Origin of the sequence: Marinitoga sp. 1197 (genome assembly GCF_001021165.1) — a bacterium.
Lineage (GTDB): Bacteria > Thermotogota > Thermotogae > Petrotogales > Petrotogaceae > Marinitoga.
Genome location: NZ_AZAY01000005.1, coordinates 42,154 through 54,373, shown reverse-complemented (window position 1 = coordinate 54,373; position 12,220 = coordinate 42,154). Strand labels below are relative to the sequence as shown.

Annotated in this window: 15 protein-coding genes; all 15 read right to left on the bottom strand. The window is 29.0% G+C overall.

Translation table 11 applies throughout. The features are described 5' to 3' along the window. Window positions 1-46: 46 nt before the first annotated feature. Window positions 47-649, bottom strand: coding sequence for a hypothetical protein (locus tag X275_RS01305; RefSeq protein WP_047267171.1), 603 nt, complete (start codon window positions 647-649; stop codon window positions 47-49). A gap of 44 nt (window positions 650-693) precedes the next feature. After that, complete coding sequence (locus X275_RS01300) at window positions 694-4,605, bottom strand: phage tail tape measure protein (RefSeq protein WP_047267170.1); 3,912 nt, start codon at window positions 4,603-4,605, stop codon at window positions 694-696. A gap of 5 nt (window positions 4,606-4,610) precedes the next feature. After that, the gene (locus tag X275_RS10950) at window positions 4,611-5,099 is read right to left on the bottom strand and encodes a hypothetical protein (RefSeq protein WP_052913488.1); all 489 of its coding nucleotides are present in this window, start codon (window positions 5,097-5,099) and stop codon (window positions 4,611-4,613) included. Further along, window positions 5,083-5,457, bottom strand: a complete 375-nt coding sequence (locus X275_RS01290; protein WP_047267169.1) for a hypothetical protein — start codon at window positions 5,455-5,457, stop codon at window positions 5,083-5,085. The genes X275_RS10950 and X275_RS01290 overlap by 17 nt, the downstream gene beginning before the upstream one ends. An 18-nt stretch (window positions 5,458-5,475) precedes the next feature. Continuing rightward, window positions 5,476-6,414 (bottom strand): phage tail tube protein, encoded by a 939-nt coding sequence (locus X275_RS01285; protein ID WP_047267168.1) that lies wholly within the window; start codon window positions 6,412-6,414, stop codon window positions 5,476-5,478. Between the two features lie 14 nt (window positions 6,415-6,428). Further along, complete coding sequence (locus X275_RS01280; protein ID WP_047267167.1) at window positions 6,429-7,409, bottom strand: phage tail tube protein; 981 nt, start codon at window positions 7,407-7,409, stop codon at window positions 6,429-6,431. Beyond that, the gene (locus X275_RS01275; protein ID WP_047267166.1) at window positions 7,410-7,790 is read right to left on the bottom strand and encodes a hypothetical protein; all 381 of its coding nucleotides are present in this window, start codon (window positions 7,788-7,790) and stop codon (window positions 7,410-7,412) included. Further along, window positions 7,783-8,256 carry a hypothetical protein gene (locus X275_RS01270; protein ID WP_047267165.1) on the bottom strand — a complete coding sequence of 158 codons (474 nt, stop codon included), beginning with the start codon at window positions 8,254-8,256 and terminating at the stop codon, window positions 7,783-7,785. Before X275_RS01270 ends, X275_RS01275 begins: the two co-directional genes overlap by 8 nt. After that, entirely contained in the window at window positions 8,246-8,566 is a 321-nt protein-coding gene (locus X275_RS01265; protein ID WP_047265183.1) for a hypothetical protein, read from the bottom strand. The genes X275_RS01270 and X275_RS01265 overlap by 11 nt, the downstream gene beginning before the upstream one ends. Then, window positions 8,538-8,720 (bottom strand): hypothetical protein, encoded by a 183-nt coding sequence (locus X275_RS01260; RefSeq protein ID WP_047265182.1) that lies wholly within the window; start codon window positions 8,718-8,720, stop codon window positions 8,538-8,540. The genes X275_RS01265 and X275_RS01260 overlap by 29 nt, the downstream gene beginning before the upstream one ends. 64 nt (window positions 8,721-8,784) lie before the next feature. Further along, entirely contained in the window at window positions 8,785-9,804 is a 1,020-nt protein-coding gene (locus X275_RS01255) for a major capsid protein (RefSeq protein WP_047267164.1), read from the bottom strand. Window positions 9,805-9,819: 15 nt separating this feature from the next. Then, the gene (locus X275_RS01250) at window positions 9,820-10,173 is read right to left on the bottom strand and encodes a head decoration protein (protein WP_052913486.1); all 354 of its coding nucleotides are present in this window, start codon (window positions 10,171-10,173) and stop codon (window positions 9,820-9,822) included. Window positions 10,174-10,191: 18 nt separating this feature from the next. Continuing rightward, window positions 10,192-10,791 carry a DUF4355 domain-containing protein gene (locus X275_RS01245; RefSeq protein WP_047267163.1) on the bottom strand — a complete coding sequence of 200 codons (600 nt, stop codon included), beginning with the start codon at window positions 10,789-10,791 and terminating at the stop codon, window positions 10,192-10,194. A 249-nt stretch (window positions 10,792-11,040) separates the two neighbouring features. Further along, the gene (locus tag X275_RS11815; protein ID WP_255350033.1) at window positions 11,041-11,175 is read right to left on the bottom strand and encodes a hypothetical protein; all 135 of its coding nucleotides are present in this window, start codon (window positions 11,173-11,175) and stop codon (window positions 11,041-11,043) included. A gap of 59 nt (window positions 11,176-11,234) precedes the next feature. Next, window positions 11,235-12,191, bottom strand: coding sequence for a hypothetical protein (locus X275_RS01240; RefSeq protein WP_047267162.1), 957 nt, complete (start codon window positions 12,189-12,191; stop codon window positions 11,235-11,237). Between the last annotated feature and the right edge of the window lie 29 nt (window positions 12,192-12,220).

The following is a 12,220-nucleotide window of genomic DNA, read 5'->3' as shown; positions in this document are numbered from 1 at the left end:
TTCACCTCCATAATTAAATAAAAAAAGAGCCGATTAAGGCTCTTCTTTATTCTAAATTCTTCAATAACTTTAATAACTGTTCTTTAAACTCTCCCAATTTTATTGGAGTTAGCTCAATTGTAATTCTTTTCTTTTCATATACTTTTTTCTTTTTATGATTTGCTTTAAATTTAATATTTTTTTCCACATATATTTCTGTTTGATATTTATCATCAATTATATTACCTATTATCACATTAGTATCATCATTTATTGCCTTTTTGTCATACGGCCCTTTATTTTGTATTCTAGCCTCATAATGCGCAATAGAGTTCCTAACATATTTCAAATTAGGAAATATTTTATTAATTCTTTTTAAAAAATTTTTTATATTACTTTTTTTGTTAGTATACTTTCTTATTTCATCTGTTATTTTCACACACATGTCTAATTTAACAAAATAATTCTCCGCATAATAAAAAGGGATAGAATATTGACGTAAGTAAGAATATTCGCGTTCATTAATTTTTTCTTTTACTAACCAATACATTTCCAATGAATAAGCAGCTTGGTTATACTGAGTGATTATTGCTGAAATAAGTGTATTTAATTCAAACTTACTATAAAAAACATATTCATATTCATTATTATTAATATAATAATTTTTCATAAAATCCCTCCTTGCGATAATTATACCGCAAAAGAAGGGATTTTTTATGCAAACTTAATTTGTCCTTCGTCTATTAATTCTTGCATAGTTATTGTCAAAAACTCTTTAAAAGTTTGTTTTCCATCTAAAATAAAACTTTCATCTGCGTTTAAAGTCATATAAATATTAACTGTTTCCGGACCGCTTCTTTGAACCGTTGAAGTATATTGACTTTGGTAAGAATTCTCTACATTCTGATCCACATTCATATCTACTTTTGCTATTTTTTCATTTGCTTCTTTTACTATATTTTCAAAGGTTTTTACTGTTCTTTTACCAATATTTATTCCAAACCATTTTAAACCTTCAGAAATGACATTATACACCCAATTAAATGCATTTGCTATTGAAGCGAAAATTATATAAAATCCTCTTCCGATAGGAACGAGCACTGCGTTATATATCCATGTCAAAATTGCTCCAAATGCTTGAAGACCGGCGAATAACGGATTAAGTAACGGCACGAGCAATGTTCCTAACATCTGCCCGAAAGCTTTAAGGATATTTACAAACGGTTGTAATGCTCCATTTATTAATGGACCTAATACCGCCATTAATGCTTCAATTATTGTATTAATAGGGTTAAGAATAGCAACAACATTTCCGAGACTCATAAGTGATTGAACTATAGGTCCGAACATTTGCCCAAATAATCCTGTTATACCGCTGAAAATTCCTTTTAAACCATTCAATATTGGATCAAAAACAGAACCTAAACTTATTTGACTGTCGAGATTTCCTAATGCATTACCAGCTCCAGACATAGCACCGCCAATAGCTTGTCCTGCAGAATTTACCTGTTTTTTTGTCCAGTTTGCAATACTTTGTGCCCATGGAGTTTTTGCGATTCCATCAGCAACTAAACTACCTATATTCCTTATACTTCCTGTTAATATATCAAATCCGCCTTTGAATATTTGGAATAAGTTTCCTGCTTGTTTTTTCTCAAAATCATAATAGGCTTTTGTTTCAGGATATAAAGATTGAAATAATTGTAGATTTTCGTTTAAAATTTGTATTAATGTTTTTTGTTTTTCTTCTTGCTTTTGTTCAGTATTGAATATGCTATCTAAAGCTTGTTTTATTGTTTCTGATTCACTCTCTGCACTCTCTTTAAAATTAACAACATAATTTAAGAGTTCAAGTACTGTATCTTTTGTAATGGTTATATCACCGCTTATATTTGTATTTCCTGTTCCGGAGAAGTATTTTACTATTGCATCTACAGCTCCACCTTCTGCATATCCTTTTCTTTTCTTTTCAAGTAATGCAACTAATTCAGGATGTTCTTTTACCATCCAAGCTGGAATTACATACTCTCCTTTATGAACTACTCCTGCAACATCATATTTCCCTCCACTACCTGTATATCCACCTGTTGCAAAACCAGCTCCTACAAGCGCATATTTCAATGCTTGTTCTAAGAAAACTCCTGAAAGAGTTGTTGATGTTAAAACACCTGCTCCTATACTACCAAAAACGCCTGCCATTCTTAATGCGTATTGAGTTGTAGATAAAGGTATATCTCCTTTTAATGTTGTTGTTAAATTAGCAGAATTAGTTAAATTAGCTGTTGTATCTCCTGTTATTATATAAGGATTTTCTTTCATTGTTTTATCAGCTTCGGGGTTTACCGGTTTTTCTTCCAATTCATTTTTCCCTTTTATTAAATCTATTGTGAATTTTATTGTCTTTTTCCAAGCGTTTTTAATCAAATCTTGGAAGAAATTCCAAATTTTCATTGAATTTTTTGCAAATGCAAAATTTATTTCTAAAAGTATTTGTTTTGTGTTTTTAGTTATCCAATCATACATGTTTTTATAAATTAAAATAAATGCTAGTGTGATATTTAAAGCATTTTCTAAAATCCATTTCGGCAAATTACCAATATTTGCTATAAAATATAAAACAACTTCTTTCATGCCGTTTAATATCCATTTTGCTATATTGGCTGTGTTTTGTATGTATTCTAACGTTATTTTCATTACTTGTTCTCCAGCCCAAGCTATTTTTTGAGTTGTATTTTGAAGAACTACTTTTATTTGTTTTGTACCTTCTAAAAACCAGCCCCAAAGCTTTATTGCACCAGAAATTAAATTTATTTTTATGTTTTTATATGTTTCATAAAACCAATCCCAAAGTTTTAAAGTGCCTTGTAAAACATTCAATTTTATTATTTTTATCGCATTGACGAACCAGTCCCACAAATTTATTGTTCCAGAAATTAAAAAAACTTTTATTGTTTGAATTTTATCTACAAACCAGCTCCAAAGTTTTATTACTCCTTGTTTTACGTTAATTAAAATTTCTTGTGTTTTTTCCTTAAACCAACTCCAAAGTGCAAAACCCGCATTTATTGCAAAAATGCCAATTTGTCTTACTCCTGTTTTAAACCAATCCCATAATTTTTCTGCACCACCCTTTACAAGATTTATCGTTATATCAAATGTTCTTTTTCCTATTTCTTTGAAAAGTCCTAAAAACCAATTTATAAATCCTGATTCTTTAATTTTCTTAAATTGTTCACCAATCCAATTGACCATATCACCAAACGCCTTGAATATTGTTTGTAAAACTTTCATCCTTTCTGCTTTTTCTAAATTAGCAAACCAAGTACCAAATGCGATTAGAAGCCACGTAAAAGGATTAGAAAGAGAACTTATAATACTTCCTAATTTACTCATGACGTTGATTATCATATTGAATATTACGACTGCTACTAATAATCTTGTTATTGCACTTATAAGTTTAACAAATTTGTCCTTATTTTCACTGATCCATCTGTTTAATCCTTGAAACCATATAATTGTTTTCTGGATCCATTGTATTAACGTTCCTTTAAATGCATTATATATGCTCTGTTTTAGATTATCTAATACTACAAATAATTTCCTTAACTGAAATTCCAAAGTAGATGTTTGTTTTATATACATTTCATTCAATGCGGAAACATCATCTGTAACCGAGTTTGTTATATTCTTTAAATCATCAAAATTATTAACAAGATTTACAATCGCCTGTCTTGCTGTATCTGAAAGTTGTAATTGATTTATGAATTCAGCTACTTCTTTATTTGTTTTTCCTCTCAATTGATTGTGTAATTGTTCTATAACATTTACAAAACCTATAAATTTACCATCTTTATAAAGTTTTATTCCTGCTTTTGTTAATTGATCTGATTTTTGTGTCAATTCATCATAAGCATTTTGTAATGCATTAGCTGCCTGAGATGCATCCGGCATATATTTTGTCAAAGTTGCAAATGTTGCTGTTGCTGTTTTCCAATTTTCACCTAAACTTCTTGCAGAAGCAGAAATTTCAGGTATATATTGTGCTAATTGTTCATAATTTAAAAGTCCATATTTCACTGCCTGAAATTGCACTGCAAAAACTTTTTCTAAATCTTGCATTGAAAGACCAAAACCTTTTATTTGCTTTATTGCACCTTCAAAGGCTATATTTATATCCGCTCCACCTGCAACTGAAGCTTTAGCAACTTGTTCTAATACTATAGGAACATCTTTTAGTGCTACCCCTGCACTTCCTAATGTATATGTAGCATCCCACATATTTTTTAAAGATATTCCATATTTTTTTGATATTTTAGCCACTTTATTTCCAAGTTGCTCTTCAAATACTTTTCCCGCTACTCCAAACATTGTAGAAGCGTTTGCCATAGCCTTTTCTGTATCTTTTCCAAAAGCAACTATTGCTGTACCTGTTGCAGTTATTGCTCCTAAAGCATATTTTGCATATTTGGTTATTTCATTCATTGAGTTTCTAAATTGTTGAAAACTTCTACCAGCTTTTTGAGTCGCATTTTCTAATTTATTCATTGCTCCTGTAACTGAGTTTAAGGCTTTAGAAGCATAATCTTTAGCTTGTAATAATATGCTTAATTCCGCGGTATTAGCCACATTTATCACCGCCTTTTATTATTTTCTTCATTAATTTTTCCAATTAAAACCTTTCTATATATATTAAGAAAATACATATATTTAGCATTTTGATCAAGATATCCTCCAGCTTCGGGATAATTTATAATATTCCCTCTATGATCAAAAATGTTATTTTTTGCAATTAAACATTGTTTTAAATGTTCTATTTCTTTTTCTTTGAACCCTGTAAATATTATCTTATCTGATATAAAAGTCGATTTTATAAACAATTCTAATTGTTTATCATTTATATTAGTTATTGTTAAATATCCTTCAATTGCTTTATTTAAGATTTTTTTTAGTATCCACGGTTTTAGTTGCAAAATATTTTTCAAATTCAATTCTTTGTCAAATGTCCAGGAATAAATTAAAAAAGGCAGGGTTTCAACATCTTTACCCTGCCTTCTTAAATCAATTGTTCTGATTGTATCTTCTTTAAAAAAAATTAAATTATCATCAAGTTCTAAAAGCATCGTTACCTACCTCATACAATTCTAATAGTTTATTCCAAAGATTTTGTAAAAATTTCGGATGTGTTTTTGTTCTTAAAACTTGCAACGTTGGTTTTTCGTCTTCACTCCAATTTACAATTAATTTTATTAATAATTCTAAAGGTATTTCTCCCATTTTTTCTGTATCTAATTCAATTTCATTTGTTGCTGCGTTCATTTTAATAGTCTTTGGTTTTATAGACTTTTTTATCTCTTCTATCAAATAAAAATTAGGTTCTGATTTAATTTCAACCCAAAAATTAGTTTTTTTATTTGAAATATTTAACTTCTCATCGAAATATATTTTTTCTGTTTTTTCGTTATCAATAAAAAATCCCATACTCTCTACCTCCAATCATTAATATGTTCCTGTTGTATTTACGTAATCGTGAACTTCGATAATATCACCTGCTGCTGGTAATAACCCTTCAAAATTCGCCTTAAGAACAATTTTATCTGGACCACTGATATCATGTGTCATCTCTGTAAATCTTATTTTTGGTAAATAGATTGTAAGTTTTTCACCTGTTGCTTTTTCAAGTTTTATACCTAATTGCGCATTTGTAAAGTTTTTATATTCTGTATATTCACCAGATATTGTTGTTGAATCAAATATAATATCTATTGTTCCGCTTATTTCAAATTTTCCTTCATCTATTGTTTTACGCTTTCCAGTTCCATCTAAACGATAATCTTCAGCATCAAGATTATTATTTAAGGTAAATTCAATACTAGAATACATATCTGTAAAAGTCGTTAGATTATCCGTGAATAATGTCAACTCTTTAAAATAATAAGGTTCGTCTCCTGGCTCACTTATAGTCCCCTCTGTTCCTCCGCCAATAATTTCATCAACTCCTAAAACTTCAATACTTATGTTGGGTATTGCACCAACTGCACCAGAAAACTTCAAATTATTAACCTTTATCCCTTTGTATAACATTTTCTGTCCTGAATGATCTACTTGTATTGTTGCACTTGGTAAATCCTCCGTATTACTTATTGGAACAATTTTAGCATGATCTGTATCTAACGAAGATTTTCCCAAAGCTAGATAAAATAAGACTCCTAAACTATTTGGATATGCTTCCATTTCAATGCTTCCTTCAACACTTTCTTTTCCTGGGGCTACATTCTTTGTCCCTCTTAATCCTAACAATGCTTCTGATTTTAATGCTTCAATTTTGTGATTAATGCTTTCGCTTTTAAAAGGAAGTTTGTATTTGAGTGAAGCTGCTGTTGCAAAACTACTTTCTAATCCTAATAAAATACTACTTTTTGCACCTGTAAATGCCATTTAATCCACCTCCATTAATAACCCAATGGTTTTATATTATTTACAATATCATTTAAACTATTGGTCCAATAACCTAAAGCTCCTGTAGGAATGTAAAAATCTTCAATATAATTTGTATAATCTCTGATTTCAATTAAATCCTTGCCTGTAGCTAAAATTTTGCATTCCATAACAATTTGTTTTTCATCAACTATATTATGTTCAACATCATAGAATTTTGCACTTGGGATTTCTATTTCAAATTTATCTACACCATTATCAAATTTAAATAATAATTTGTTTTTTTGAAAGTTTTTATAATTGTTATATGTTTCAATATCAAATAGAATTTTCATGTCACCTTCAATTTCTAAATTGCCAGTTGTCAATGATTGTCTATACAATTCTCCAAAAACATAATCATTCGTCTCAATATTATTTTTTATTGATAGATTTAATTCAATAACATTATCTTTTATTATGTCATCTTTTTCAATTGAAAATTGTCTGAAAGTCAATTGATTTGTGAAACTTAAATTCTGTAAATCATATGTTCCCGATTTTTGTATCTCTCTTATTCCTTCAAATCCAACTGAAAATTTAGTTTCATTTAAACCGAACTTTAAATTTATTTCATTTATTTTCATTCCTGTATATATAAAATCTATATCATTGTGTGACACTTGAATAGTTGAACTTGGTATTTCTTGAAATACTTTTACTGGAGTTATTTTTATATAATCTGATGCCTTCTCAACCCATCCTAATGCAAGTAAAAACATATATCCAAATATTTCTGGATATATTTCCAAATCAACATTACCAGATACATATTTTTTTGTTTCTACAATCGAATTATTTGCTCTTTTCCCTAACAATGCTTCAGAATTTACTATTTCTTTTTTTTCGTTTATATTTTCTGAAGTAAATGGTATAATATATTTTAAAGTTGCTTCTTCATTAAATTTTTTCTCAGTTCCAATAAAAAGTTGCGAGGAAAAACCTGTATATGCCATTTATCTCACCTCGCTTGTTTTTATTCTGAACATAACAAAAAGATGTTCTTCATCAGAAGAAAATTCTGTATTCATCAACTGATAATTCTCTTTAAAATGTTTTTCTAAAACTTCTACAATATCATATTTTTCTTGAAAAAATAATTCTGGATTTTCTCCTCTACTCATCGAAAATGCACATACTATATCAACATTTACATTAATTTCATATCTAAATGAAGTCATTTGTTGGTGGTTTGATGAATCTAAAAAAATTGAAGCTGAAGACAAATAATCATCTGCTTTTAAAGCTCCTATCCCTACTTTTTGAAAAATATTTTTGTTATTATATACCATGCTTTCTAAGCTTAATTTTATTGAATTTAATAAATCGTTATACATCTTCCATCATTCCTTTTTTAAAGATTATCAGAATCTTTTCTTTATTATCTTTCAATGTTCTCGCAAAGAAATACTTCCCTTTTGTTCCTGGATGTCTTACATGTTTAGCCACTGCCCAATATTTTTTATCTCCCATATATCCTTGTGGTTTTGGTTTTGGTCCTATATACCAACTCAAAGCTTTTTTCCTTTTTGGAAAAATATCATGAGCTTTAGTTCCATACTCTAAAAATATTGCATGTATTTGATCAGTATAAACCTTTCCATGCTCAGAAGAAATTTCTGTAAAAACTTTATTTTTTATTTTAGATGAATTTAATTCTTTATCATATAAAAGTTTTAAATAATTAGCCAATAAAGTTGTTGCAATACCAAAGGCCTTCCTTCTTCCAGAAGGCCCTAAATTTTTCCCTAATTGTTTTAATTTTTTATTTAACTTCTTATCTCCTACAATTTCAATCTTCATAACCCATCTCTCCAATAATCAAATCCCATTCATATTCTCTTGTAATTCTCTCAATTTCACTTGCCAATGCAGATTTCGAATATCCTTCTTGATAATCTCCTTTTATTGTTGTTTTTGCAGAATCCCAATCTCTAAGTAATTGTCTCAAAGCATCTCTAACAGCAAGCATTAAATAAGATTTGTTTTCTGCAAGATATAGATCGTCTTTATTTAATCCATGATCACCAAGCCAAGCTTCTAATTCTGAATCTGCAAAAACTTTTCCATTTAAATCTCTTAGTTCAATTCTGATTCTCTCCAAGTTTGTCATTATTATCAGCTTCTTTCTTTGAAATCTTTACAACCTCTATAACTTTTCTTTTAATTAAATCGCTAACTGTATGTTTTTTAGCTAATTCCACAATTTCTCCTTTTTTAAAAACTTTTCCTTCTAAAGTTAACGGCACTAATACCTTATATTTCATATATCCAACCTCCAATCTTTAATTTTGGAATAAATAAAAAATCCGCCCGTTAGAGCGGATTGTATTAAATAACTGTAGCACTTACTGTATAATCAGCATATGGCATAGAAGGAATTTGGGCTGCTGCTGCTTTTGTCCATAATGAAACTGGTTCTGTTGTTTCCCATTGTACTACTGTAATTCCTTTTAATTGTTTCATTTTTTTACCTGCATCTTCTGCTAATGCTTCAGCTGTTGGTCCAACAAGTGTATCTCCTGCTAATCCATTACCAGGGAGTAAAACAAATTTATTCTCATCAAAAAATCTTACTTGTGTTCCATCTAATTGTCTTGCTTGAAGATCATAATGTGTTATGGCTGGTAATCCTTTTGAAGTAAAGTAAGAATTCAATGTTCTTAAATCGAGTAATCTGTCTGAATTCACACCAAATATTGCTTTCCTTAAATTCACATTCCTTAACAAATAATTTACAACCTTCAAAGATGTTACTGCTTTTGTTGGCTGAGCTCCTCCTTTTTCGATAACCATTGATACCCATGTGTAAATATCGCTTTCTGGATCTGAATTTGTTGTGTCGCTCCAAAGAGTTGCAACTGTTGGCATATTTTCTGTCGGCATTAAATAATCTACTGTATAAACTAATCCATCATTCGCAAAATCCAATTTTCCTTTACAAAGTGCTTGCATTCTTAAATATTCAATTTTATTTTCAACACTATCAAATACAGCTGTTACGTCATCAAAAATCTTTCTTATTACACTTTCTGGAATATCATACCCTCTTTTTTGGAAAGATTTTAATTTTATATATTCTTCTTCGTCTAAACTTCTTTTAATTTTTATAACTGGAATTTTCCCTGAAACTGTTGATATTCCATCTCTTCCCATAATAGCTGCTTCAGCACCAAATGGTTGAACTTTAGCCATTACTGGAAGATTATTTGCCCCTTTAACCCATTCAAAAGATAGTGAATCAATCTTTTTTCTTGGAAAAATGACATCGCCTAAAAATTTTCTGTTTGGTCTATTCAACATGTAATTTAAAAATGTTTTTGATTCCAAAAGATTTGAAATAGTTTTCATTCTATATCACGCTCCTTATATAAAAATAATATGGGATAACTGTGTTTTTGCCGTAGCATCAATACCTGTAAGTTTTGATTCTTGTACGACACCATGAATTAAATAATTGACCATTGCATCTTCTTTAGTTACATCCACATCATGAGCTAAAATTCCTACTGCAGTTTGTCTTCCATCCGTCGCTGTTGAATTATACGGTCCAAATTTTCCACTTGCTGTTATTTTTCCTAAAATTGTTCCAGCTTTTAAGATTTTATCTCCATCGGAATCTGCCGTTACTGTTGATGAATCAATTACACATCCTAACATCACATAATGATCACTTACTAAAAATGCTACACTGCCAGCATAATCTTTTTGATTAAGCATTTAAATCACTCTCCTTTCTTATCTCCAAAAATCTTCTATTTTAGGTATTCCTGTCTTATCAACACTTAAAATATTTTCTATTTCACTTTCCAAATGTTCCAAATTATCACTTCCTGTTCCTTTCAAACTCCTACCTTTTTTTAAATCTTCTATTTTAGCCTGAGTCAATTTTTCAATTACAGTTTTGAGTGTCTTTATGTTCTTTTCTGTAGTTTTTACATCATCTTTCATTACTATTGGCATTAAACTTTCCGAATATTCCGCAAATCCTTCTTTTACTAAAAGCTTTTCTGTTTGATAAATCAAATCTTTCTTGGCCAACTCTGCTTTTAATTTTTCAATTTCACTCATTGGATCAGTTTCTTTATCTTCTTTGTTTTTATTCGGTTCAGGTTCAGTCTTCTTGTTTGATTTTAATTCTTCAATAATCTTAGATAATTCTGAAATCTGTGTTTTCAATGATTCAATTTCTGTATTTTTTTCTGTATCTTTTGCTGGTTCATTATTTGGAGCTTTTTCATCCGCGGAATTATCTTGAGATTCTGTTCCATTTTCACCTCCCTCACCATCTGCAAATAGTTGCAAGTTAAAATCAAATAACTTTTCTTTTCCTTTCACTATTTCACCTCCAAAAATATTTTTGTAATAAAAAAAGGAGCCTCTAAGGCTCCGAATGATTTTATACTATTAATAAAAAAACCGCTCATTTGAGCGGCTTTTGTTATATTCTCTCTAAATATTTTAGTTCTTTTTTGTCCATATCAGAAAGACCTGATAATATCCGAATTATATTTTTCTGTTCTTTTTTTAAAATATGATCTGTTTCTTTGATTATTTTTTTAACTTCCTTTCTTATACGAGGATCATCTATTTTTTTAGTTTTTTTATTGCCATTTTACGAAAATGGGCTGCATCTTCAGCATAATATGGATCATCTTCATAATCAGTTATTGCCGAATTATACCTATAAGCGTATATCAAAGCATCTATTTTCTTTTCCATAATAACACCCACTTTTTTAATTTCTTTTTTAAAGATTTATCCTCATCTTTTCACTCATATTATCGTTCTTTTTTATCTTTTTTATCAATTATACCATAATCTTCCAAAACTTTTTCATCAAAAACTTCCGTATCGAAACAATTACAATGTGGATGATCAGGAGCCGGTGGATAATATTTTATTGGATATACTCCTCTTCCAAGCCCAAAAGAATTTTGTGTTGCATTTTTTTCACAATTGCAGTGATATTCACCATATTTATGTTTCCATGAAAGACTCCATTTCATTCCTTTAATCCACTCTTTGTTTTCAACAAGTTTTAATGTTGTTGTTCTATATGCTCTCTCTATTTCTGCTTCTACTAATCTTCTCGTTAAATAATTTGTTTTCTTTACTGTATATAAATTAATCACTTCTTCTATTTTTTCATAAGACATTTTCTCAAATTCTTTTTTTAAATACTCTGGAATTTTTATTTTAGGAGATTTTATTTCTTGCAATTCCATCATTGTATCCCAAACAGATTCACCCGCAAGAATATTCTTTTTCAACGAATCAAATATTTTATCTCTTATTCTTTTTGAATGACCCCATAACCTTTCAGATATAGTTAATCCATCTTGGGCTTTGTAAAAAATCAAATAATCCATGATATTTTTGTTCCACTTTATATGTTCAGCTAATTGTTCCATTCCAGTTTTAAAATAAATTTCTTTTGTATCTTTGAATGCTCTAAAACTTGATTCTTCTAAAAGATTTAATGTCGTAGCCTTATATCTTTTATAAAACTTATTAATTTCTTTCTTTAAATCTTCTTTTATTTGATTTAAATAAATTGCCCTAATATTTCCTCTATCATCTTTATATTTTTTTATTCTGTTATTTAAATCATAATAAAGTTCTTTAAATGATTTTATATATTCTGTTCTATATTTATTTTCAAGATCATTTATTGCAGTATTTAAATAATTTTTTCGTAATTCCAACATTTTAGATTCAAATTCTTCCTTTGTCATTTTAATCCTCCTACTAAAAAAGCCCCAAA

Coding starts and splice junctions, on each gene's coding strand:
- X275_RS01305 (WP_047267171.1), bottom strand. CDS start 649: ATGAAAAATTATTATATTAATAATAATGAATATGAATATGTTTTTTAT.
- X275_RS10950 (WP_052913488.1), bottom strand. CDS start 5,099: ATGCTTTTAGAACTTGATGATAATTTAATTTTTTTTAAAGAAGATACA.
- X275_RS01290 (WP_047267169.1), bottom strand. CDS start 5,457: ATGGGATTTTTTATTGATAACGAAAAAACAGAAAAAATATATTTCGAT.
- X275_RS01285 (WP_047267168.1), bottom strand. CDS start 6,414: ATGGCATTTACAGGTGCAAAAAGTAGTATTTTATTAGGATTAGAAAGT.
- X275_RS01280 (WP_047267167.1), bottom strand. CDS start 7,409: ATGGCATATACAGGTTTTTCCTCGCAACTTTTTATTGGAACTGAGAAA.
- X275_RS01275 (WP_047267166.1), bottom strand. CDS start 7,790: ATGTATAACGATTTATTAAATTCAATAAAATTAAGCTTAGAAAGCATG.
- X275_RS01270 (WP_047267165.1), bottom strand. CDS start 8,256: ATGAAGATTGAAATTGTAGGAGATAAGAAGTTAAATAAAAAATTAAAA.
- X275_RS01265 (WP_047265183.1), bottom strand. CDS start 8,566: ATGACAAACTTGGAGAGAATCAGAATTGAACTAAGAGATTTAAATGGA.
- X275_RS01260 (WP_047265182.1), bottom strand. CDS start 8,720: ATGAAATATAAGGTATTAGTGCCGTTAACTTTAGAAGGAAAAGTTTTT.
- X275_RS01255 (WP_047267164.1), bottom strand. CDS start 9,804: ATGAAAACTATTTCAAATCTTTTGGAATCAAAAACATTTTTAAATTAC.
- X275_RS01250 (WP_052913486.1), bottom strand. CDS start 10,173: ATGCTTAATCAAAAAGATTATGCTGGCAGTGTAGCATTTTTAGTAAGT.
- X275_RS11815 (WP_255350033.1), bottom strand. CDS start 11,175: ATGGAAAAGAAAATAGATGCTTTGATATACGCTTATAGGTATAATTCG.
- X275_RS01240 (WP_047267162.1), bottom strand. CDS start 12,191: ATGACAAAGGAAGAATTTGAATCTAAAATGTTGGAATTACGAAAAAAT.